This window comes from Ruegeria sp. AA6 (assembly GCF_056542865.1).
On record NZ_JBQGAN010000012.1, the window covers coordinates 82,585 to 106,868 of the forward strand.

14 protein-coding genes and 1 pseudogene are annotated in these 24,284 nt (G+C 58.0%); 5 read left to right on the forward strand and 10 right to left on the reverse strand.

The features are described from left to right. Nucleotides 1-325 precede the first annotated feature (325 nt). The gene (locus ACR0LN_RS14725; RefSeq protein ID WP_480430644.1) at nucleotides 326-2,068 is read left to right on the forward strand and encodes an adenylate/guanylate cyclase domain-containing protein; all 1,743 of its coding nucleotides are present in this window, start codon (nucleotides 326-328) and stop codon (nucleotides 2,066-2,068) included. A 401-nt stretch (nucleotides 2,069-2,469) separates the two neighbouring features. Here the strand turns inward: ACR0LN_RS14725 and ACR0LN_RS14730 are convergent, their stop codons facing one another. From ACR0LN_RS14730 to ACR0LN_RS14740, 3 genes are read right to left on the reverse strand one after another with little or no spacing between them, the layout of a single operon-like run. Continuing rightward, complete coding sequence (locus ACR0LN_RS14730; protein WP_480430647.1) at nucleotides 2,470-4,938, reverse strand: GcvT family protein; 2,469 nt, start codon at nucleotides 4,936-4,938, stop codon at nucleotides 2,470-2,472. Nucleotides 4,939-4,950: 12 nt separating this feature from the next. After that, on the reverse strand, nucleotides 4,951-6,126 hold the full coding sequence (locus ACR0LN_RS14735) for a mandelate racemase/muconate lactonizing enzyme family protein (protein WP_480430649.1): 1,176 nt from the start codon (nucleotides 6,124-6,126) through the stop codon (nucleotides 4,951-4,953). Further along, on the reverse strand, nucleotides 6,113-7,633 hold the full coding sequence (locus ACR0LN_RS14740) for a trimethylamine methyltransferase family protein (protein WP_480430652.1): 1,521 nt from the start codon (nucleotides 7,631-7,633) through the stop codon (nucleotides 6,113-6,115). The genes ACR0LN_RS14735 and ACR0LN_RS14740 overlap by 14 nt, the downstream gene beginning before the upstream one ends. 92 nt (nucleotides 7,634-7,725) lie before the next feature. Here ACR0LN_RS14740 and ACR0LN_RS14745 point away from each other — a divergent pair, with 92 nt between their 5' ends. Then, on the forward strand, nucleotides 7,726-8,634 hold the full coding sequence (locus tag ACR0LN_RS14745; protein ID WP_480430654.1) for a LysR substrate-binding domain-containing protein: 909 nt from the start codon (nucleotides 7,726-7,728) through the stop codon (nucleotides 8,632-8,634). Between the two features lie 5 nt (nucleotides 8,635-8,639). Here the strand turns inward: ACR0LN_RS14745 and ACR0LN_RS14750 are convergent, their stop codons facing one another. Next, the gene (locus ACR0LN_RS14750; protein WP_480430657.1) at nucleotides 8,640-10,115 is read right to left on the reverse strand and encodes a M81 family metallopeptidase; all 1,476 of its coding nucleotides are present in this window, start codon (nucleotides 10,113-10,115) and stop codon (nucleotides 8,640-8,642) included. An 82-nt stretch (nucleotides 10,116-10,197) separates the two neighbouring features. Then, entirely contained in the window at nucleotides 10,198-11,799 is a 1,602-nt protein-coding gene (locus tag ACR0LN_RS14755) for an ABC transporter substrate-binding protein (protein WP_480430660.1), read from the reverse strand. 120 nt (nucleotides 11,800-11,919) lie between these two features. Here ACR0LN_RS14755 and ACR0LN_RS14760 point away from each other — a divergent pair, with 120 nt between their 5' ends. After that, the gene (locus ACR0LN_RS14760) at nucleotides 11,920-12,687 is read left to right on the forward strand and encodes a helix-turn-helix domain-containing protein (RefSeq protein ID WP_480430663.1); all 768 of its coding nucleotides are present in this window, start codon (nucleotides 11,920-11,922) and stop codon (nucleotides 12,685-12,687) included. A gap of 531 nt (nucleotides 12,688-13,218) precedes the next feature. On the opposite strand, the gene ACR0LN_RS14765 is transcribed toward ACR0LN_RS14760, so the two are convergent. Genes ACR0LN_RS14765 through ACR0LN_RS14785 form a run of 5 tightly spaced genes read right to left on the reverse strand, consistent with a single transcriptional unit; the run spans nucleotide 13,219 to nucleotide 22,543 of the window. Next, nucleotides 13,219-14,883 carry a thiamine pyrophosphate-binding protein gene (locus tag ACR0LN_RS14765; protein ID WP_480430666.1) on the reverse strand — a complete coding sequence of 555 codons (1,665 nt, stop codon included), beginning with the start codon at nucleotides 14,881-14,883 and terminating at the stop codon, nucleotides 13,219-13,221. 4 nt (nucleotides 14,884-14,887) lie between these two features. Beyond that, nucleotides 14,888-17,290: a GcvT family protein gene (locus ACR0LN_RS14770; protein ID WP_480430669.1), complete on the reverse strand. Its 2,403-nt coding sequence runs from the start codon at nucleotides 17,288-17,290 to the stop codon at nucleotides 14,888-14,890. After that, nucleotides 17,287-19,686 (reverse strand): GcvT family protein, encoded by a 2,400-nt coding sequence (locus ACR0LN_RS14775; RefSeq protein ID WP_480430671.1) that lies wholly within the window; start codon nucleotides 19,684-19,686, stop codon nucleotides 17,287-17,289. Before ACR0LN_RS14775 ends, ACR0LN_RS14770 begins: the two co-directional genes overlap by 4 nt. Beyond that, nucleotides 19,683-20,972, reverse strand: a complete 1,290-nt coding sequence (locus ACR0LN_RS14780) for an aspartate aminotransferase family protein (protein WP_480430674.1) — start codon at nucleotides 20,970-20,972, stop codon at nucleotides 19,683-19,685. The genes ACR0LN_RS14775 and ACR0LN_RS14780 overlap by 4 nt, the downstream gene beginning before the upstream one ends. Then, on the reverse strand, nucleotides 20,969-22,543 hold the full coding sequence (locus ACR0LN_RS14785) for a trimethylamine methyltransferase family protein (protein ID WP_480430677.1): 1,575 nt from the start codon (nucleotides 22,541-22,543) through the stop codon (nucleotides 20,969-20,971). The genes ACR0LN_RS14780 and ACR0LN_RS14785 overlap by 4 nt, the downstream gene beginning before the upstream one ends. A gap of 79 nt (nucleotides 22,544-22,622) precedes the next feature. Between ACR0LN_RS14785 and ACR0LN_RS14790 the strand changes: the two genes are divergently transcribed. Together ACR0LN_RS14790 and ACR0LN_RS14795 are read left to right on the forward strand one after the other, a co-directional pair. Then, nucleotides 22,623-23,483 (forward strand): LysR substrate-binding domain-containing protein, encoded by an 861-nt coding sequence (locus ACR0LN_RS14790; protein ID WP_480430679.1) that lies wholly within the window; start codon nucleotides 22,623-22,625, stop codon nucleotides 23,481-23,483. Between the two features lie 86 nt (nucleotides 23,484-23,569). Then, nucleotides 23,570-24,143 (forward strand): annotated as a pseudogene (locus ACR0LN_RS14795) (transposase); the annotation flags it as partial. Between the last annotated feature and the right edge of the window lie 141 nt (nucleotides 24,144-24,284).

Here is a 24,284-nt window from a genome sequence, read left to right on the forward strand (position 1 = left end):
TTGCGTCGGGATCCTAGCAGCACCCTGTGGCATCGTCCTTTGTCAGTGTCATGTTGAAGTTGTAGGCGGTCATGTTCGATCGGGGATCAATCATGGAAGCACTAAACTTACCTCCAGGCGTTCTCACCGACATCCCATCAGAACTTGGCTCACGACCATCGACGCTGCAGTGCGGTCTGTCAATACTGCCAGTCGCGGCGGGCGTGAGATCGAGGCCCAGCCTAAACTAACGCGATGCGTAACAGCGCTGACGTCGGATTGAGTGTTTCAATTTCTCGTGGCCGTTTCTCCCGGCAAACGGTATTCAGTAGATGGGAGGGAAAACGTGGAGCGAAAGCTGGCGGCTATACTGGTGGCCGATATGGTCGGCTATACCGCCCAAATGGAGCGGGACGAAGTCGGCACGCTTGAAACTCTTTCAGCCTACATGACGGAATTTGTCATCCCTCTTGTTGAACGAAATCACGGCAAAGTCATAAAACTGCTTGGTGATGGCCTCTTGGCCCAATTCGAAAGCGCAGTTGATGCCGTTTCCTGCGCGTTTGAATGGCAAAAAGCGCCACCGGCCAAGACAGATCCGGTTTGCTTCCGCATAGGCGTCAATCTTGGCGACATCATTTTGCGAGACGGAGATGTCTTCGGCTCAGGTGTAAATCTGGCGTCACGTCTTGAACAACTCGCCCCGCCTGGTGGCGTGCTTGTGTCCGATGCGGTGTATCGAGTTGTGGGCAATCAGCTTCCAATCTCGTGGGAGGACGCCGGGACGCTGACCGTCAAAAACGTCGCCGAACCTGTACGCGCATGGCGGTTTGGCGGGTCAAATGCGGGTGACGCCCGACGTCCGCAACCAGAGGCAAAACTAAAACCTACAATCGCCGTTTTACCCTTCCACAACTTGAGCGATGACCCCGAACAGCTTTTTTTCAGTGATGGCATTGCAGAGGACATTATCACTGGCTTGTCGCGTTTTCGCATGCTTCAGCTGGTTTCAAGAAACGCTTCCTTTCGTTTCAGAAAACAAGAGTCCGGTCCGGCTGAAATCGCGGAGGCATTGGGTGCCGACTATCTTGTCGAAGGTAGCGTGCGGAAAGCCGGAAGCCGGGTCAGGATTTCAGTGCAGCTTTCTGATGCAAAATCGGGGTCGCAATTGTGGTCGGATCGATACGATCGTGAATTAGAGAATGTTCTTGAGGTTCAAGACGACGTTACACGAAGCATTGTGGCCGTCCTTCCCGGGCTCGTCCAGCATGATGTTGCGGATCGTTCAACTCGAAAGCCAGAAGATGAAATGAAAGCGTATGAGCTGATGCTGAAGGGTAAAGCCCTTCGCGACGGCCTGAATGCTCGGGATACGGCAAAAGCTAGGGCGCTGCTGGAACGGGCTGTGGCACTCGATCCTTCAATCGCTCGATCGTTTATGTATCTCTCAGACACCTACGTCATCGATCTTTGGCTTGGGCTGGCAGATTCCAAGGCGACCGAGCATGTATTGCATATTGCCCGAAGGGGAGCAGCTTTGGACAACCGGGATGTCTACATTCAGGACCAACTCGGTTTCGCCTATTTATGCGCGGGGCTCTGGAGTGAGGCTGAGGCACAGTTCTCTAAAACGCTGTCTCTGATAGAAAATGAGGCAGAATCCATGGCTTGGTGCGGATATGCTTTTTTGCTGCTTGGCAGGCACGATACGGCACGAGACGTTGTATCCGAGGCAATGCGGTTGGACCCACTGCACCCCCCAGCTATCGACTGGATCATGGGTCAGATTGAGTTCTTTCAGGAAAATTTCGAAGCAGCTCTTGGTCTGCTGATCGGAGAGGCGCGGCTCAATTCCCTGGCGACGGCTTTCGTGACGGCCTCTTACGCAAAGCTTGGACGTCAGGCCGAGGCCGAAGCAGCCTTAAATGAGTTCATTGCCGAACGTCGCGACGAGCTTATCAGTCGCGGTATCCAAGCGAATGAAGAAACCCTCTCCACTCTCGCTCGTGGGTATCGGACCATGTGGCGGCGACCAGATGATTTCGAATGTCTCGCGGCCGGTCTGCGCGCAGCTGGTTTGCCCGCCTGATAGTAATCTTAAGTACTGCATTCGACTTTTTCCAACTCGTAACCGTCTTCCGAAGTTCCGCCGAACGTGCACATTGCAGTTTCTTTGGCTGAGTAGAGGAACGACACTGCAGACGCAATGAATAGTCGGTGTTAGCAATGCCAATGAGCTGCTCGATGAGGCAATCTGAGGCTAAATCTCAAAAACTTTGGGTTCAGTCGCGAAGCTTCCCGCTGACCGCGGAGATCATTCCATACCTGCGTATTATGCGAACTGCCGAACCGGAAACACACCAGTGAAAGCGGTGGGGTAAAAGCGCCAATTCACCCCGACCGCAAAAAACGTCTGAAACCCTAACAATTAGCGTCTTCCGCATTTTGTTTTTGAGGGAAGGCCACCCCAGTCGATAGAGTTTCTGGGGCTCACGACCTCATATTTGAACCATTGGCGTCATAGAGAGGTCCACTCAAAACTTCAGCCTCGAAGAACTCGCCCAAGATTTCGACCTGAAGCTTGGTTCCTGGTGCCGCGTTTTCTGTTGCGACATAACCCATGGCCATCGATTTGCCGACGCGGTGACCGTAGCCGCCGGACGAGACATAGCCGACTGCCTCACCATCTTTCAGGATCGCTTCGTCGTTGGACACGTCGATACCGTCCACATCGATGGTCATGGTAACCAGTTTGCGGGCGACGCCGTCTTGTTTGAACTTCAGCGTGGCGTCCTTGCCGACAAAGTCCTTGTTCCAGTTGATGAAGACATCCATGCCGGATTCAACCGCGTTGAAGTCGGGACGGAAGTCGGTGGTCCAGACACCCCAGCCCTTTTCAAGGCGCAGCGACATCAGGGCACGGGCTCCGTACCAGCGATAGCCCAGATCAGCCCCGGCCTCTTCGATCGCTTCGGTCAGCCGCAGCAGGTACATCGGCTTACAGTAGATCTCAAAGCCCAGCTCGCCCGAGAACGAGATGCGGTTCAGAATAACCGGAACACCACCCACGAAAGTCTGGCGCAGATCGCGGAACTTCAGTGCAACGGCGCTGACATCTTCACGCGTAATACGGGCCAGCAACTCGCGCGAATTCGGACCCGACAGTGCGATCCCGTGCCAGTCATCCGAGACATTGGCATAAGTCAAATCGGCAGGCAGGTCCTTTTCGAACCAGCGGCGGTGTGCATCCTGCATCGCGCCAGAGCCGAACAACATGAAGTGATCGTCGGCCAGACAGGCCACTGTAAGATCGCCATAAAGACGGCCCTTTTCGGTCAGCATTGGGGTCAGCGCCAGGCGGCCAGGTTTCGGAATGTAGCCAGCCAAGGTGCGGTTCAGATACTCACGCGCACCCGCGCCCTTGAACTCGTGCTTGGCAAAGTTGGCGATCTCGATGCCGCCCACGGCCTGTTGCACGGCTTTCACCTCGCGCGCGACATAGTCGTGGCTGCGATTGCGCTCGAAGGTCGGCGTTTCATGCGCATCTTCGGCGTTGTCGGCGAACCAAAGGGCGTTCTCCAGACCAAAGCCCTGCCCCATCAACGCGCCCTTGGCGACCAGACGGTCATAGAGCGCGGTGGTTTTCTGCATCCGGCCCTTGGGTAACGTTTCGTTCGGGAAAGTCATTACGAAGCGACGCTCGTAGTTTTCCGAGGACTTGATAGTGCCCCAGTCCGGCGTCGCGAACTCTCCAAACCGCGCCACGTCCATCGCCCAGACGTCAATAGAAGGTTCACCGTCGATCATCCACTCAGCCATGGTCAGGCCTACGCCGCCGCCCTGGCAGAAGCCCGCCATGACGCCAACTGCAACCCAGTAGTTTTTAATGCCCGGAACCGGACCAATCATCGGATTACCGTCAGGACCGAACGTGAACGGTCCATTGATCATATCCTTGATCCCTGCCTCACCAATGGTAGGGATACGCTCGAACGACATTTCCAGACGGTCGGCGATGCGGTCGAGATCGGGTTGCAGTAGCTCATGCCCGAAATCCCACGGCGTGCCGTCCACTTTCCACGGGGTCGACTTGGGCTCATAGGTGCCCAGCAGCATGCCCTGACGCTCCTGACGGAAATAGATGTTGGCCTCATAGTCGATACCGGCAGGCAGACGCCCCGCTTCGCCCATGCTCTCCATACGTTCAGCGATCAGCGGAATTTTTTCTGTGATGAGATAGTGGTGCTCCATCGGTTGCACCGGCAGGTGGATACCGGACATATGGCCAACTTCACGTGCCCACAGGCCACCGCAGTTCACCACCTGTTCAGCATTGATCACGCCTTTGGGCGTTGTCAGATCCCAACTGCCATCGAGGCGCTGCTTCATATTGGTCACGCCACAATGGGTGAAATATTGCGCGCCATGCACGCGGGCAGATTTGGCAAACGCATAGGTCGCGCCCGACGGATCGAGGTCGCCGTCCTGCTCATCCCAGAGCGCCGCGTAGTAATGTTTCGGGTCGATCAGCGGGTGACGCTCTGCCAGTTCCGCTGGGCTGATGAATTCCTGGTGCAGCCCCATGTAGCGGGCTTTCGAGCGCTCACGCTTGAGGTAGTCGTACCATTCTTTGGTCGAGGCCGCGTAGAAACCGCCGGTGATGTGCAGGCCGACCGAGTGGCCCGAGGTCTCTTCGATCTCTTTATACAGATCAATGGTATAGCTTTGCAGGCGCGAGATATTGGGGTCCGAGCTGATCGTGTGGATCTGACCCGCGGCGTGCCACGATGAACCGGACGTCAGTTCATCACGCTCCAGCAACACAACATCCTTCCAGCCAAACTTGGCCAGGTGGAACAGGATCGAACAGCCCACAACGCCACCACCGATCACGACAACCTTGGCGTGGGAGGGCAGCTTTTTGCCGGACGTGCTTTCGTCTTTTTGAATCTCAGGCATGGGTGGTCTTTCCTAGTTCAGGGGCAACCGGCGGAAGCGGCCGGGCATTGCAGGGTCATGGAAATGGTCAAGTGGTCCGTTCTCGACCAGATGGTTGTGCCAATAGGCAAGAGAATCGCGATCCAATGTCACACCGAGGCCGGGGCCTTCGGGTACGGAAATCACGTTGTTTTTCTGGCGGAAGGGCCCGCCTTCGATCACGTCACCGATCTGCCAGCGAAACAGCGATTGCGACGGCTCGGAAATCCACGGCATCGCCGCGGACATGTGCAGATAGCCAGCGGTGGCAATTCCGGCGTCACCGGAATAGCACCAAAAGCCCACGCCCATCGCCTCACACGCGCCTATGAAACGCACCGAGCGGGAAATCCCTCCCAGCACGGCAAAGTTGGTCACGATATAGTCGGGCGCACCCACAGCCACCGCTTTGCGGATATCCGGTACATGGGTCGAGATCGGGATAGTGAAGTGGCGGCGCAGCTCTGCCATTTCCTCGAATGTGGCGACCGGGTCTTCGTAGTTACGGATGTTGTGGGGCTCGATCTCGCGGAAAACGCGCATGGCGGTGGGCAGGCTCCACTGCATGTTGCTATCCAGCCGGATCATTGCCTCGCGACCCAAGGCTTCGCGCAGGGCTTTGACCGTATCGATCTCAAGCTCGGGGTCGCCTAGGATCAGCTTGCCTTCGAACATGGTGCTGCCGTGTTCTTCGCGCATACGGATGCAGTAGTCGGCCACGGCCTCGGGGCACATCTCGCCACCTTCGCGGAAACCGAAATATTCGGTGAAGGGGATTTCCTTGCGCACCGCGCCGCCAAGCAGTCGGAACAGGGGTTCCCCGGCCACTTTGCCGCGCAGGTCCCACAGGGCAATTTCGATCGCACCAAAAGCTTTGACCACCGAACTGTCATCGGTGTTCTGCACGATCTGCCAGGGTGGCACGCACAAGTTTTCGCAGCCTGCAATGTCCAGCGGGTCCGCGCCGATCAGGCGTTCGCCCATGGCGCGGATTGGCTCAACCACATCAACCGACGGAGCCTCGCCCAGTCCGACAAGACCCTGATCCGTTTCAACCTCGATAATGGTTTTCGAGGTGCCCGGATAATGCCCGCTGGTCCACCACATCGGCTTTTCCAACGGGATATTGACTGGGGTTGCCCGCAGGCCGGTGATCTTAATACCAGGCATCCGGGATCTCCTCCTTGCGACGGGTGACATAGGCTGCCAGCTCTTCTTTCTTGGCCTCATCCATCGCAGGCGGCTGATATTCGTTCAGCATCTGGTTCCAGCGCTCATAGGCGCGGCGACGCATATCCTTCGATCCACCCTCTTCCCAGCTTTCAACATTCTCACTGTCGCTGAGTTTCGGCTCATAGAACGCAGTCTGATAATTGCGCATGGTGTGAGCGCAGCCCAGAAAGTGGCCACCGGCCTCAACCTCTCCGTAAGCGTCGCGGGCAAAGGCCTCTTCGCTGGTGTCCAAACCCTGGTTCAGGACTTTCTGGTAGGAGCCCAACCGATCCGCATCCATGATCAGCTTTTCAAAACCGGTGCACAGCCCACCTTCGAGCCAACCGGCCGAATGCAGCACAAAATTTGCACCCGCAAGCATGGTTGAATGCATTGAATCCGCTGATTCATAAGCCGCCTGCGCGTCCTCGATCTTGGACGCAGTCAGCGAACCGCCACAACGCAACGGCAAACCGGCACGGCGGGCAAGCTGACCAATGGCATAGTTCGAAATCACCGGCTCGGGCATACCAAAGGTCGGCGCACCGGATTTCAGCGACATCGAAGACAGGAAGTTACCTAAAACAAACGGCGCTCCGGGGCGTAGTAGTTGAACATAGGCACAGACCATCATCGCTTCGGCCATGGCCTGTGCGACACTGGCTGCGGTGCTGACAGGTCCCATCGCGCCGGACAGGATGAACGGAACAACGATCAGGCCCTGACCGCGCGCCGAATAGACGCGCGCCGATTCCGTGACCACACGGTCGACCAGCAGCGGGGAGTTCGTATTCACGTTGCCCATGATGACGCAGTTGTCTTCCATGAACTCTGCACCAAAGACGATCTCGGCCATCTCGACACTGTCCTGCGCACGGCTCATCTCGGTGATCGCGCCCAAATGCGGTTTATCGCTCAGCGTCATGTGAGCGAACATCATGTCCAGATGGCGTTTGCTGACTGGAACATCACAGGGTTCACAGGTGACAAACCCACCATGATGCAGGTTCGGGTGCATATAGGTCAGTCTAACTAGCTTCTCGAAGGACTCGATGTCGCCATAGCGCCGCCCGCCTTCCAAATCGCGTACAAAAGGCGCGCCATAGACCGGGGCAAAGACCTGATTGCCCTCCCCGATCACCACCGAACGCTCGGGGTTTCGCGCAACCTGTTTGAAGCTTTTGGGCGCCTTCGAACACAAGTCTCGTATCCAGCTAGCATCGGCACGAACGATGTCACCATCGATCCGAGCACCCTCACGACGCCACAAGTCCAGCGCTTCGGGGTCATCGCGGAAGGCGATCCCCACATCCTCAAAAATCCAGTCGACCTGCGCCTCGAGGCGGGCCAACTCCTCTTCGTTCAAAGGATCAAAAAACGCCAGGCGACGCTTGATATAAGGGGATGCCGGAATTGAACCGGCTTCTAAACCGCGGGAACGGGATTGACGAGCGCGCCGAGCCATATTGAATCACTCCAATTTTTCGCGTGATAATACCCCCATGAAAATAGCGTTGTGACGCTTGAAAAATTGTATGGTTTGCATAAACACAATTTATGCAAACGCTCTGGAAACAACTAGGTTCACCCCGTCATCTTGTCGTCTTCGAGGCGGCCGCCCGGCTACAATCCTTTACGCGCGCGGCGCAGGAACTCAACGTGCAACAACCGGCAGTCAGTGCTTCAATCAAGCAACTGGAAACATCGCTTGGCGTTGTACTGTTCCGGCGTAGCCATCGTCGGATCACTTTGACTAATGCTGGCAACCGTTTGTATGCCGACGTCACCCGAGCATTTGAGATGCTGTCGCATTCCGCCGCCTCGATCCGTCAGTTTGCCAGCAATGATCACGTCACACTCAGCGCCTCTTCGGCGTTCAACAATTACTGGCTTGTACCCCGCATCGCGTCCTTTCAGCAAAATCACCCCGATATTGACTTGCGCCTGCAGTCCAGTGACCGCGAACCGGACCTAACCGTTGAAACCATCAGCCTTGCGGTGCGGCTCGGCGAAGGCAACTGGCCGGACTGCGAGGCGCGACTGATATCGGACGAGGTGATCTACCCTGTCGCTTCACCCCGCGTTATGGCCACCGCCGTAACGCTCAAAAGTGTTCCGGGGCTATTGAATCAGCGGCTGATCCATCTTGAGGAGCCAATCCGCGAACGCCCTTCATGGGATCAATGGTTTCGCGAATTCGGCATTTCCGAAGTCACGCCCCGCAGTGGCTTGCGCCTGAATGACTATGCTTTAGTTCTACAAGCGGCAATGGCAGGTGAAGGGTTTGCCTTCGGCTGGCACCACATTGTCGATCCGCTGATTCAGAAAGGAATGCTGGCCGCGCGGACAGAATGGACCTGGAGAACCGGAAAGGGATTTTATCTGGTCTGGTCCAAATCCCGCCCTCTGACGCCAGAAGCCGAGATTGTCCGCGATTGGATACTGTCGGCTCGGACCGTCGATTGAAACCGCTATCCGGCATCCGCAAGGAATTCATCCGCAAATGGCTGCGCAACAGCAGGCCAGAATGGGATTTTTCGTTTGGACAGTGCAAGGTTGTGAAACGCCGGCTGGGTTCCTCCGGGGCTGGCAACCTGCAAGATGTGATCCGAAACCTGGCTGAACGGACCGTAGAAATGGAACAGGGATTTCACCGCCACCACCGATTTCTCAGCCAGCCTGATACCGATTTGCTCAAAGGCTTCGGGGTGGTAAACCTGAACACGCAGGTTGTTGACTAAAAGGTCGATGTCGCCCTCCATACGCAACCAGACCACGGTGCCCATGGGTTCGAGACCGGTGCCCAAATGCTGACCCAAACCCGTTTCAATATTCATAACCTGTACGGTCAGGTCGATCGGATCCCCTGACACCACGCCTGTTTTTCCTCCAAGCCGAAGCGTCAGCGTACTGCCGATACCCGCATCCTGGCAGATACGCACAACACCGGGATCCCAGAACAATCCGCTGGCAAAATTCGTCAATCCGTGCGCCAGCATTGCTTTCAGCAAGTAGGTGGCATCCCCCGGCGCACCGCCACCTGAATTGTCGCCCATGTCCGCCAGGACACACAGCCCGGAACGCGTGCCAACGTTCTCAAGTACCTCGGAAATTGACAGATACCGCGTGGTCACCTCGTTGCGCAGCTCAAAAAAGCGCCGCCCCAACTCCTCGGCCAGTTGCGTGGCCAATTGAGGTTCGTCATCTGCTATAACCAGCATCCGCGCGCCGACATCTTCGACATCTGCCCAAGGAAATCCGTGGCTTAAGGAAACCGACAGCACACCGGATCTGGCTTGAGCCGCCGCCATCTCGGCCACAAATTCCTTCATCACCCCGGCTTTGGTCAGATAGAGATTCACCATACGGGCATCAAAATATGCCATCTTAGGCTTGATATCACCGGCATGTGCCCGCTGGGCCAGATCGAACAGCTCGACCGCACAGGCCGTTGCATCGTCATGTGGGTATTCCCGGAAGTGCACGATCAGATCGCTGGCCTCCAGCATCTTGCCTGTCAGGTGAGAATGCAGGTCCAGTGAAACGCCAATCGTTGCGTCCGGACATAGGGCGCGCGCGCGGGCCAGTATGTCGCCCTCGCAATCCTCGATATGCTCGGCCACCATCGCGCCGTGAAGTTGCAGCAGGATGATATCTGCACCGCCACATTCTGCCAGATCGGAAAGAATCTCACCGCTCAGCGCGTCATAACAACTGCGCGTGGTTGGCCCGGCGGGTTCGGCGATGGCGGTCAGGCTTTCAACGACCTGCCAGCCCAGTGTTTCGGCCTTTTCGCGCCACACATGCAGCGCCTCGGTCATTAGGTTTGGAGGCTCTCGGGTCGCCGTACCATGGCGCAGGAAATACTCCTCGAAACCTGACATCGCAGTCGGCATGGTGCAAAACGTATTTGTCTCGGTCGACAGCGTTGCAATGAAGAGCTTCATAATATCCTATCTCCAATGACCCGAGGATGGCCCAACGAGCCACCCCCAGACCTTTAATGATACAAATCACATTGTGGCAGCGCTATTCCGCTTTCCACCAACGCTCCATAAAGCTGCTTCCATCCAGATCGAGATTTGAGCCGAACTTCTCTGGCGTGCCGACACTTGGGCGCGTGGCAAAGACATAAGATGCAAACATCGGGATCGCCACGCCTCCCTGATTGGCCACGATATCCTGCATCTCACCATACATCTGACGACGCTTTTCCGTGTCCAACTCTGCCCGAGCTTCAACCAGAATTTTGTCGAACTTCTCGTGCGACCAGAGAGATTCGTTCCAAGCCACACCGGATTGGAAAGCCAACGAGAACATCAGATCCTCAACCGGTCGTCCGGCCCAATAGCTGGCGCACCATGGCTTTTTCGTCCAGACCTCGGACCAATAGCCATCATTGGGTTCACGTTTGACGGTGACGTTGATCCCGCATTTCGCGGCCGAGTTCGAAATCAACGTTGCGGCGTCAACTGCACCGGGGAAAGCAGCATCTGACGACGACAGTTCGACATCCAACGAGTCCAAACCAGCCTGTTTCAAGAAGTACTTTGCCTTGTCCGGGTCAAAGGTCTTTTGTTCCAGCTCGGCATTAAAGTATTTCTGCCCGGACCCGATTGGGTGGTCATTGCCGACCTCGCCGTAGCCCAGCAAAATCTTGTCGACCAGTTCCTGCCGGTCGATACCCCACTTGATCGCCTGACGGATATTGTTGTCATCAAACGGTGCTGCGTTGGTCAACATCGGGAAAGAGTAATGTTGAGTGCCGGCAACCGAATGCAGGGTGACATTGGGGTCGCGCGAAATAAATTTTGCCGTCTTGGGATCGACCTTGTCTGCGATATCGACCGTACCTGCCGACAACGCCGCCATACGGGCGGTAGTATCCAGCAGGACGAGCAGCTTCCATTCGTCCACATGTGCCACATCCGGGTTCCAATGGTTCGCGTGACGCACCAGATCAGCCGAGATTCCCGGTTGGAAATCTTTCAGCTGATAGGCTCCGCAACCAATGCCGGACTGCCAGTCGATGCTGTCATCTTCTGCCGGCAAAATGGCAAAACGGTAATCGCTGAGAATTGCCGGGAAATCCGCATTACCGCCTTCCAACTCGAACACAATCGTTTTCGGCCCATCCGAACGCAGGTTCTTGACACCAGCCAGCAGAGGCGCCCCGGTAGATGTCGAAGTCTCACCCCGGTGGTAATTGATTGATGCAATGACATCGTCCGCTGTGACGGTGCGGCCATTGTGAAACTCGACCCCGTCGCGTAATTCGAAGGTCCAGACCGAAGCATCCGGTGAAGCCTCCCAAGACTGCGCGAGCGACGGCTGGACATTGCTCTCTGCATCAATAGCAGTCAGGAACCCATTCATTCCAAGGCTCAACGGGATCAGGAAACCGGCTGAGATCTGACCCGGATCAAGCTGTTCCGTTGACCCACCGTGCCCAATGCCAGCCACCATACTGCCGCCTTTTGTCGGCGCGGCTGCGAGCGCTCGATCCACCAACAACGTTGCCGCACTCACGGTCACTCCGGTTGCCAACACGCCGCGCATAAACTGACGACGATCGACCTGACGCAACTGCAAGCGCTGTTCCAACTGCCGGATGTACTGAAACTTATCCATTGTTTGACCTCCCTGGGCATAAACTTGTTGACCACAACATCACGCACCAAATTAGGGTTAACAATAACGCCACATTATGCTTTCTTTAGCGGGTTTACGCGACCAGAGGTCAGACCGCTTATGCACCAAGACTTAGCTGAAAACCTGCGTCACCTTTGTGCCGATTACCCATCGGTGGCCGCTGTTTGCAGGGAAATTGGCATCAACCATCAGCAATTCGCCAAATACCTCAACGGCCGAAGCAAGCCCTCCCCCAACAACTTGCGCCGTATCAGCCGGTTCTTCGATGTGGGCGAGCAAATCTTACTGGGGGATCCCGCTGAGCTGCGTCGCCACACCACCCAATTGGCCAAAACCGAAGCGGACCGACGGCGAGACCCCCTGATCGATGTGTTCCCGGGTGATCTGCAACGGCTGCGGCCCTTTCTTGGGTCTTATCAGGTGTTTTTTCGTGCGCCGAACGATGCGACCAAAGCCATCATCAACGTAGCCTTTTTGGATGAGCGCAACGGGACGGTCTACAGCCGGATTGTCGAAGCGCTGAGCGAAGGGAAGTCATCGACGCGCCGCTGGACAAGATGTGACGGCAAAGCCGCATTCCGCGCAGGGCAGGTTTTTGTCGTCGATTCCGAGCGCGGCCCTGACGCACCCCTTAGCATGTACATTCTGAACAAGCCGCATCGCGACAAGTCCAAGCTGTTGTTCGGCACCATGTCGTATCTCGCTTCGTTGTCCGGGCGGGCTCCGACTTCTTCGCCTGTTGTTTGGAAACGAGCTGAGAATTATCGCTCTGTTCGGGAGCTTTTCTCGAAAAGCGGTATCGTCGATCTGCAAAGCACCAAGGTAGACGTGAAGATCCGGCAATACCTCCTGCGCGTGTCCGAATGAATGATATTTCGCAGGCCTTGGTGCTAATTGATGAGTATGCGCGATCCGTTGTTTGTTATCATCGAATAAGTCTCGACATGATCGCATTGAAAGCATGCAGTTTTCACGCTGTGTACTTCAATCTACCATCCACAGTATCGGATTTGGAAAGAGATTATGGCCATGTGCGGTGTACGGGTTGACCACGACACTCTTATTACATGCAACGAAATAGCCTTGGAACGCATTCAGGTCATAGTCTGCTGCGAAGACCACACAATTCGCTCATACAGCGCCAAATCGGCGCGGAAATCGGTGATCTCGATCATGTGCTCCGAAAGGTCGGGACAGCGTGCGCAGATATCGTCGACCCCGTGATTGGCAAAGTGGATGGCGCATGCGTTGTAGCCGGGACTGCTACCGTTTCCTCTTTGCGAGCGCATTCCAGCGTAGGGACGATTGCGCCTTTTTTTTCGCGCAGCATGTGCACCCAAAACACGGCGTTTCCGGCTCCGAACACGGTAGTGTCTTAGGTGGTCACGCTTTTGCCCCTTACTGCGGTGCCTTGAACAGATCTTTGCGTAATGTCATCAGCGCGCGGGGATCGATCTTGGCTTGAATGACTGTCGTTTTCCCCGAGGATACTGCCTCGTGCAAAGCTGATCCCAAACCACCCGGACCGTCGACCCAAATACCCTTGCCGCCACAGAGTTCCGCGAATTTGTCAAAACGGGGCGATTTTATTTCAGCTCCCAGAAGGCGTCCGCCATAGAACTCCTGCTGATAGGCTTTCTCAGCTCCCCAGGCTTCGTTATCCAGAACTACGATCACAATGGGTAAGTCATGTGATATGGCGGTTTGAATCTCGATCATCGAATATCCCACCGCACCGTCACCCATCACTGCGACGACAGGACGTTCGGAGGCTGCCGCCTTGGCACCGATAGCCGCAGACAGGCCAAACCCGACCAGCCCGAAATCCAGCGGCGTGATCAATGACAGAGGCTCGTAATGCGCCAGCCGGTCGGCGGCTTGCAGGCAAGTATTGCCTGTGTCCAGCGTGACGATTGCGTTTTCCGGCAAAGCCGAACGGATCTCGCCCAACGCACGGCGGGGGTGCATCGGCAGAGTTGCAATCTGCGCCTCTTCTGCGCGCTCAGCCGCGAGGCTTGCCATGTCAGCGCGGAAGGCCGCACGCCATTCGTCTGCCTCTGGCTTTGATGTGGCTTTTGTGAGGGCTTCTGCGGTCAGGCGCGCGTCAGCCTGAACCGCGATTTCGGCAGGAAAGTAGCGGCCAACGGCGGACCCATCGATATCCACATGGGCAATACGGGTTTCTGCCCCAACATAATCGTTGCTGTGAAAGGTGGAATTGAAACCCAACCGTGCGCCCAGAACGACCATCACATCAGCCTCTTTCGTCAGGCCGCTGGCCACCCTGTTTCCGCGCGGCCCGGCTTGTCCTGCAAACCAAGGATGACCATGACGCATCACATCCGCATGGCCGGTTGAGGCAACAACCGGTACTTCCAACGTCTCGGCCAAGGCAGTCAGGGCATCGCGTCCCTTGCCCCATTTGAAACCGCCACCCGCGAAGATTACCGGGCGCCTGGCTCCACTTAGCAGCGCTGCGATGGCTTCGACGTCCTGTGGGGCGGCTGGCCCCGGTCGAGCGATGTTCACAGGCGCCGGGTCAAATGCGGGCACTTCGGCGGCAAAGAGGTCGCGCGGCACATGCAGCACAACCGGACCACGACGACCCGAGTTGGCCAGCCGGATCGCATCTTCCAGCATTGGTGCCAGCCGCGACGGGTCCGTGACCATGACCGAGCGTTTGGAGATCGGGGCAAACAGTGCCACCTGATCGACCTCTTGAAACGTATCCTTGTGCTGATCGGCCCGCGTGATAGCACCTGCGATGACCACAAGCGGCGAATAGGCCAGCTGCGCCTCGGCTACAGCGGTGACAATATTGACCACACCCGGCCCAGCCTGCGCGCCCAGCACAACACCAGGTTTGCCGGTCATCCGTGCCCATGCATCGGCCATATGCCCAGCCGCGCGTTCGTCGCGCGCGCCCACATAGGCGATCTCGCCGCCCTGATACATGGCGTCGTACAGTTCCAGCATCGAGCCGCCCAAGAGGCCGAACACGGTGTCGATCCCGTTGGCTTTGAGCACGCGATAGACGGCCTCGCCGCCAGATATGTTGGTCATGGGTCTAGTCCTCGGATCGGGGTCGAAGGTTGAGCGGGTCAAAAACGGCATCGTCATGTATGGTCACGGGGATTGTACGGTTCAGGATTTGTACGCTTAGCCCGTCGCGCGGGGTGCCCTTGCGCACGAACAACCAGCCCAGCGACTTGCCCACCGTGTAACCGTACCCGCCCGAGGTGGTCAGGCCGACGGGCGTTCCATTCAGCAAAACAGGCTCTCCGCCATGAATATCGATGTCGTCGGCGTGAAGCTCGGCGTAGAAGAGTTGCCAATCCGGTTCGCGGGCCAAAAGGGCGTCTTTTCCAACAAACCCCCGCCCATCGGCGCGCACAAACCGCTCTAACCCGACATCGAAGGGACCGACATCTGTGGTCAGCTCTCCACTCGCGCGATACGCTTTCTCCATCCGCATTCCGTTAAACGCATAGGAGCCCAGATCGACCAGCCCATGCTTGTCCCCGACTTCGAACAACGCATCATACAGCGCGCCGATCTGGTCCAGCGGCGCGTGCAATTCCCAACCAAGTTCACCCACAAAGGACACGCGCAAAGCATAACAAGCGACGCCTGAAACTGCGATCTCCTGCCCCGAAAGCCATGGGAAAGCTGCGTTACCCAGATCGGCGCCCGTCAACTCGGCCATGATCCGGCGCGAGGCCGGGCCGGACAGCGCCAGCATCCCCCAATCCGCGCTACGATTGACCATCTGCACATCTTCGCCCGGTCGGATATGAGAGCTGATCCAATCGAAATCCGGATTGGCCCGAGCGATGGCGGAGCCGGTGAAATACCGATCCTCGGCTATGCGCCAGATGGTGATCTCGGTCTCGAACCGCCCCTTGGGGGTCAGCAAGTGGTTGAGGCTGATCCGCCCGTCCTTGGCCGGGATTTTATTGGCCGACAGCCGGTCCAGTAAAGCGCCCGCATCTTTGCCAGTAATCTCAAACTGCGCAAAGGCGCAGAGGTCGATTACTCCCGCAGCAGCGCGGGTGGCTTTGGCCTCGGCCATGGCGTTGTCGTGCCAGTTCTGATGGCCCCATCCGATCTGCTCGACCTCGCCCACCTGACCGAAATAGCGCGGGCGTTCCCAGCCCGCGACCTCGCCAAACACCGCACCCTTGGCGGCCAGCCGGTCATAGAGCGGATGGCGGTTCAGAGGACGCAGGCTTTCAAATTGTTTGCCGGGGCATGGCGTGTCATGGCGGCGCATGAACTCGTCCTTCGTGCGCTCGACAATGAAATGATCCGTACTGAAATCACCATAGCGGCGCGGGTCCATACCGCGCGTGTTGATCTGGGTCTCGCCGTGCACCATCCAATCCGCCAGCACCTTGCCAGCCCCGCCACCCCACGCGAGGCCAATCGAAGACCCGCAGGACAACCAGACATTCGGCGCGCCCGACGGGCCGACAAGCATCCCTCCATCCGGCGTATGCGTGATCGCCCCGCGCACCACGCGCTTGATCCCCAGTTCGGCCAGAACGGGCATCTTGTCGAACGCCACCATCAGGAAGTCGCCAATCGAGTCGTAATCCGCCTCGAACAGCTCATTCTCGGCCGCCCAGGGCGCGCCTTGAGGCATTTCCCAAACCGTCGGGCAGACATGGCCCTCGTATATCCCGATCAGGCCCGATTTCTGTTCCTGCCGGATGTAACCGCCAAAGGCGTTGTCTCGCATGACGGGCAGTTCGGGGCGGTTCAGAAATTCGGGCACAGTATCGGTGACCAGATAGTGATGCAGGCACGAAACGCTGGGTATTTTCAGCCCGAACCATTCGCCCACCTGATTGGCGTAAGAGCCGGCGGCGATCACCACATGCTCGGCCAGCACATCGCCCTTTTCAGTGCGCAACAGCCACATATCGCCCTTACGCGACGCGCCGATGACTCGGTTGTGTCGCTCGATCTTGGCCCCACGTGCGCGGGTGGCGGCGGCCAGCGCCATGGTGACGCCAGACGGATCAATGTGGCCGTCTTCAAAGGTCTGCACAGCGGCCTTTATGTCCGATGTCCGGTAGTACGGGTTTCCCTTTGCCACTTCGTCCGGCCCGACCAGTTCCATCGGCAGGTCCAGCAGCTTGCCGACGCCCATGATCGACTTCATCCAGTCGACCTCATCATCCGTGGTGGCGATGCGGAACCCGCCCACTTCGTGCCAGCCGATGCTCTGCCCGGTTTCCGCCTCGACGCGCTTGTAAGTTTCGATCGAGGTCTTGTTGATCCAGCCCGCGATCCGGCTGCCGACCGCATGGGCGATCTGCCCCGCCGCGTGCCATGTGGAGCCTGAGGTCAGCTCGGCCTTTTCGAACAGGATTGTGTCGGTCCAGCCGTTTTCAGCCAGTTGGAACTGCGCCGCGACGCCCATGATCCCTCCGCCGATGATGGCGACCTGAGTGGTGCGGGTCATGCGAAGGCCTCCTTGGCGGGTTTGAGCGATGCGGAGGCGGAATAGCGCTGGCAGGAGATTTCGACCTCGAACCCGGCAACGACCTCATCTGCGGCCAGCAGATCAAGCGGCGCGTCGATCATCGCCAGTGCAACAGAGCGCCCGAAACGATAACTCCATGCGGCCGAGGTGATTTGCCCGACGACCTTGCCGTCGAAATAGATAGGCTCGTCATGAATCGGGATCGCACTCGGGTCGTCGAACAGCAACGAAACGATCCGGCGCGCGGGCGCGCGGTCTCGCAGGGCATCCTCTCCCACGAACCCGGTGCCCATGGCGCAGAACGCGCCAAGCCCAGTCTCATGCGGAGTGATGCCGGGGGTCAATTCGTGCCCGAAGGCGCGGAACCCGCTTTCGATGCGCAAGCTGCCACTCGCGTAAAGCCCCGCATGGCTAGCCCCGGCGGCCAGCAGCGCCTCATGGGCGGCCATGGCCATGTCGGCGGGGATGTAAAGCTCATAGCCGTCTTCGCCCGTAAAACTCATCCGCCCAGCCCAACCGCGCGCCAGACCGATCTCGACCGGTGCGAAATGAAAGCGTTTCAAATCCGGTACGGGGGTGTTCGAGGTCGCCTGCAACACATCGCGCGCCCGTGCGCCCGCCAGCCCCAGAATGGCGTAGCCGCTGGTCACATCCGTGAACTCCACACGAAACTCGCGCCGGGTTTCGCGCATACGCTTCAGGTCGCGCACGACTTCGCCCGCACCCACGATCATCAGATAGGTTTCGGGCCCATGGCGCTGTACCGTAAGATCACTTTCCACCCCGCCGCGCGCATTCAGAACCTGGCTATAGGCGATGCGTCCCTCGGGGATGTCCATCTGCGCCGCGCAAAGACGGTTGAGAAACGCACATACATCCGGCCCCTGTACCATGATCTTGCCAAAGGCCGATTGATCCAGAATTGCTGCGCCTTCGCGGCATTCCCGCACCTCTAGCCCCACCTGTGCGCGCCATGCAGGCACGCCGAAGGTCAAAGGCAGATGTGCCGCCTCACCCCCAAAATGCACCGCGCGTTCCCAGCCGCCCCGGCTTTCGAACTGTGCCCCTGCCGCGACCAACCCGGCATGAATAGGGGATCGGCGCTGTCCGCGCGCCGTCTGCATCGCGCGCCCCTGATAGGGGTTGTCATAGTGACGGCCCAGAACCTCGGGGATGCGTGCCTCCAGGGCGCCCAGCACGTTCATCTCAGGGCTGAACCGGCGAATATCGGCCTCGCTCAGTTCCATGGTCGGCTCGCCAGCGATGATCCATTCGGCCATCGCCTTGCCCGCTCCGCCAGCCAGAGCAATCCCGGTCGAGTTCATACCGCCCATCAGAAACAGACCCGGCACTTCGGGGCTTTCGCCCAGCATGAATTGGCTGTCGAGGGTAAAGCTTTCGGGTCCGTTGAGCAGCATCCGTACCTCGGCGCGTTCCAAAGCGGGGATGCGGCGCAGTGCGTTTTCCATCATCGGCATGAAGTGATCCCAGTCTTCATCCAGTAGGTCAAAGCTGAAATCGGCGGGCAAACGGTCCAGAGGCAAGCCCTTGGCATGGGGCTCAAAACAACCCACCAATAGCCCCTCGACATCGTCGCGGGCATACAGGAACGCGTCCTGATCATTCAGCGTCGGCAGATGTGCCCCTTTGCCAAGCGCCTGCACCTCGGCCAGTGGTTTGGTCAGGATGTAGAAATGTTCACAGGCGTAAAGCGGCATATGAGCACCCGCCATCGCCGCCACATCGCGGGACCAGAGGCCGCAGGCAATCACCACCTCGTCGGCTTTGATTACATGATCCCCCACCGCGACGCACGAGATACGCCCGGCCTTTTTCCGCAAACCGGTGACCGCGGTGTCTTCGAAAATCTGCACCCCCCGCGCCCGTGCGCCTTTGGATAGCGCCAGCGCCACATCCGAGGGGTTCACCCGACCATCCGCCGGAGACCAGACCGCGCCGATCACGTCATCGGTTTCGATCAGTGGCCAAAGTTCCTTGGCGCGGGATGCATCGACTACCTCGGCCTCAAGACCAAAGGCACGACCCAGTGAAACTTGCCGTTTGATATTGGTCAGCCGATCCGCATTGGTGGCCAGCGTCAGCGATCCGGTTTGGGTCCAGCCGGTGGCTTGTCCCGTCTCGCGCTCCAGCTCACCATACAGATCAATCGAATAGTTGATCAGCTTTGTCAGTGTCGCCGAGGGCCGTAGGCGCCGCACTAGACCCGCCGCGTGCCATGTGGTGCCCGAGGTCAGCTTTGACCGCTCCAGCACCACGATGTCCTTGCGCCCTTCGCGCGCCAGATGATAAGCGATCGAGCAACCGATGACGCCGCCACCGATCACAACGGTGCGGGCTTGGGACGGCAGAGTCATGGCAGCACTCCGTCGCGGATCATATCTGCCAAGGTCGCACGAAACGCCTCCAGCGCCTCATTGATCAATTCCGCATCATGGGCCGCCGAGGTCAGGCCCGAGGTGTAGGACATCATATCCACCCCACGCGCCAACAATCCGTCGCGGTAAGCTTTGATCGTCCTTTTGGGAAGCCCCCGGATCTGAGCAGGGCTGAGGCCGTCTATGCAGTCTCTCCCAAAGAACACGTGAAAAACCGAGCTGTCGCCATAGACCAACCCGGCGACGCCCAGTTCCGACAAAGCAGCGTTCATGCCGTCGCGCATCCGAGCCGCCATTGCATCGGCTTGGGCCTGCGCCTCTCCGCTTGCCAGTAACGGCATCGCAGCACAGGCTGCGGCGGCCACCAGTGGCGATGCATTGAAAGTGCCCTTGTGGCTGACTGCCGGCGCGATGCCCTTGCGGATGGTTGTGTTGTTCATCAGTTCCATGATCTCGGCCCGGCCACAAACCGCGCCGCCCGGCAGACCCCCTGTGACGATCTTAGCCAGTGTTGTCAGGTCGGGCACGATTTCATCACGGGCCTGCCGCCCACCGGGCGACCAGCGGAAACCGCTAATGATTTCATCAAAAATCAGCACCACGCCCGCCGACCGCGCCACGTTGTGTAATGCCCGCAATGTCTCGGTCGACAGCGGTACCGAGCCGTAATTGGCCCCCGAAGCCTCGATGATAACTGTGCCGATGCGATCATCCTGCAGAGAGTGTTCCATCGCTTTGGGCTCTGCCGCACAGACATGGATCAACTCATTCACCGCCTCTGGGACGCCCAGCGACGTGGCTTGATCGGTTCCCGGTTTTGTTCCTTTGACCAAATGGTCGTGCCAACCGTGATAATGCCCGTCCACCCGCAGCACATGATCCTTGCCGGAATGCGCGCGGCCCAGACGCAAGGCCAGCATGGTCGCCTCGCTGCCCGACGCGGTAAATCGCGTCCGCTCAGCGCAGGGGTAAAGTCGATTGACCCATTCGGCCCAGAGGATTTCGGCCTCGTGGCAGTCGGCACTGAAAATTGCCTGTCCGGCCTGTTTTCTGATCGCCTCGACAATCGCGGGATGACCATGTCCCAGCATCTGGCTGGCGCTGCCCATCTTGAAGTCTATATAGCGTCGGCCCTTGGCGTCCCATTTCTCGGCCCCTTGCGCGCGATCAATGTATATGGGGTGCGGATCGCGATAGCGCAGTTCGTGGCTGACACCGCCGGGAAGGGCCGCACAGGCGCGCATACTAAGCTCAGAGTTGCTCATTCAGGTCGTCCGATTTGGGTCCGTGTCAAGCGGATGTCAAAAATATCCCGTAACGCGCGGTCCAAGTGATCCGGGATATGTGTAGGAAAGTGGCTTTTTAGGATTTCACGCGCGCGTTCGCGCGCCACATCCCCAATCCTAGGGCCGCCATGCTCCTGCCAATCACGCGGCGCCCGGCGGTCACCGATTTCGGGGTAGAAATAGTCCGATTTCATCCTGCGGAACGTATGCATTTCGCCCAGGTAGTGGCCCTCGCCGCGGCATACATCCGCGATGACATCCGCAGCGATGTTCTCCGGCGTCGCTTCGATCCCGCGAATGGTGCGCAGAATGTTTCCCAGCAGATCATTGTCGCTGACATAGGCCGCATGGCTGACACCCAGAAGACTCGACATCATGCCCGCTGCCTGGGTGACGATGTTTGAGCCCGCGTGGGCCGCCATTGTCACGGCCAATGATTTTTCAGCCCCGTATTGTGCGTCCAGCCGCTTGGCATCGGTAATCCCGGCGATCGAGCTGGTGGGCAGATTCCAATGCCGCCCCATCTGCGCGGCCCCCGCCATCAGAATGGCCTGTTCGCCGCCACCGCCGCTCATCGAGCCGGTGCGCAGGTCGGCAACCAGCGGCTTGGGTGCAAAAATCGCCTTTACCTCGGGGTCGATCAGGCGCGCAAAGACCAGCCCGGCCAGAGTTTCAGCCACCGCCTGCACCAACGATCCCGCAATCGTCGCAGGGCTTGTCGCCCCGGCCTGTCCGGCACTGATCAGCTGAACGGGAAAGCCTGCCCTGATCGCCAATTCCAGCACTTCACAGGCTTCTTCTGCAAAGCGCATTGGTGGGACCACATGGCAGACCATGACCGTCAGAAAAGGGCGGTCGCGAAACGCGGTCTCACCACCTGCGATGCGATAACAAAGCTCGGCGATTTGAGTAACGTTTTGTGGTTCGGTGATCGAAATCGACACATGTTTGGATGTGCCCGCCAGACAGGCATAAGCTGTGTTGAGGTCCATCAGGGCGTTATCTTCGATGTCCCGCGCCACAACTGACCGGCTGAAATGGTGGATATTGTCCATCTGATCCACGATCCGCGCCGCATCATAAAGATCCTGCAAAGTAGAGTCGCGATAATCGTGGGTTTCAAGGTCGAACACTCCCGGAGCTGCACCGCCGGTCGACATATGCACTCGCGACCCTTCGATCTTCAAATCTCGCTCAGGTTGTTGTCCGCAGAGAGTGAAACCGCGCTGCGCCCCGTCAATCGCCCAACGAACCAGATCGGGTGGAAATAGCAAACGCCCGTCATCCGTGATCGACCCGCCAACCGCAAGCACTTTGTCAATCATCGACGGGATGGCCTGATTTAAGCCGAGCGTTTCCAGCAGCGAAAAAGCAGTGTGCTCGACCAGCGCGACCTCGTCCGTAAAAAGCGGCTTAAGACGACCACCGATTACCCCCGGCCAGACTGGCAGGGACTTTTCGTGTTGGGTGGTATCTTTCAGTCGGTCTTTTCGACCTCGGCGGCGCATGGGTTTGACCATCAATTCATGAGATTTGCTTTTCGTCAGCACTACCTTTTCAGAGCTTTTCTTTATTTACAAAGGCATCATGCTCATCAATAGATGAGTAAAACTATGCAATAGACCTGGTATGAAAACTTCTCTTTCCGCTTTGCGGGCCTTTGAATCAGCCGCCCGTCTGGGCAGTTTCCGCGCCGCATCCGAGGCTTTATCGGTCACCCCGACAGCGATCAGTCACCACATTCGCGGTCTGGAAGACCAACTTGGGACTAAGCTTTTTGTTCGCAGTGGGCGTGATGTCACGCTGACCGAAGACGGCAAGAGGCTTGCTGGCGCTGCCGCACAGGCCTTTGGAATATTGGACGAAGCCGTACGCACGCTCCACCGGCACACCCGCAAGGTGGTCCGTCTGGCCGCAGGTCCGATCCTCACGGCGCGTTGGCTGATGCCAAGGATAAGTGACTTTTGGGAATCCTACTCGGATATCGAACTTGAAGTTCTACCAACCTTCGAACCCGGCACAAGCGCTCGGGAAAACCTCGACATCGTAATTCGTTGGGATCGCATGGCGGAAGCGGCCGGCAACGCGGTCAAACTGCTTGAACTCAGCCCGGTCGCCATTGCGTCCAAATCCTTTCTTGCCGCCCATGGACCGATTGACGATCCAAAAGACCTGCTAGATTTACCCCTGCTACACCAAAGGAACCACTGGGGGTGGTTGGATTGGTTCTCCGCCATGGATGTCCCTGTCGCGGACAGGCTGCGCGGCTCGATCTTCCAGGACGCAAACGCCCTTCTGCGCGGCGCAGCCGAAGGACAGGGAATCGTGATCGGTTGGCTGCCATTGATTGACCCTGACCTCGCCGAAGGAAGGGTCGTTCGGCTTTTTGATGAGGACATCCCCCCAACACACGGCTATTTTCTCGAAGTTCGAGGAAGCGATCCTGTGAGACGGGAGGTGCAAAAGGTCGTCAACTGGCTTGTAAACTAACTCAATACTATTGCGATCTGCAGCAAACTCTGGCCCTTTGACACGCTGTGTAAATGTGGGTGAATGACTTCCGGTCTTATATGGTTGGAGCAGTCAATATTCGCAAGTTAGTTGCCTTGGTGAATACTGGCGATAGCAGGATCCCGATTGTGGCCCGGGAATGCCTTGAAAGGCTGATCAGCATGCTGGATCAGCTGGAGTGTCAATTCAAAGAGTTGGGTACCGAGATTGCCCGCCGTGCGCGGTCAAGCGAAATCGCACGCCGACTTATGACGGTGCCTGGAATTGGCCCGCTGATCGCATCCGCTCGTGGCCCTGGCCCCTCCGCCGGAAACGTCCTGTCGAGGGCGCGACTTCGCGGCTTGGCTCGGGCCGGTAACAAGGCAGCATTCAACAGGGGGCAAGCAGCGTCTCGGGGCGACAACAAAGATGGGAGAACGTTCGCTCAGACAATTGTTGATCATCCGTGCCAACAGCGTTGTTATATGGCGTTCGCGGAAAACGCCAGGAAACGATCCCTGGCTTGCCCGCATGACCGAGTGCAAGCCACCACTACTGGTTCGCGTAGCCCTGGCCAACAAGATGGCGAATATCGGTTGGGCTTTGATGAGCAAGGGGGGAAGCCTTCGGGGCTCTAGTCGCCCGCGCATAACCCGCTAGTCCGGCGTGACCTCTTCGGTCAGCAAGAAACTTCGCAACAGAACCCACCAGAAATGTCCTTGTGATCCATTTGTGATCGCGGCGAGAGCGGGCTGAGACCGCCCTCGCCGCAAGATTTTCAAAAGGGATTCGGAGTGAAGG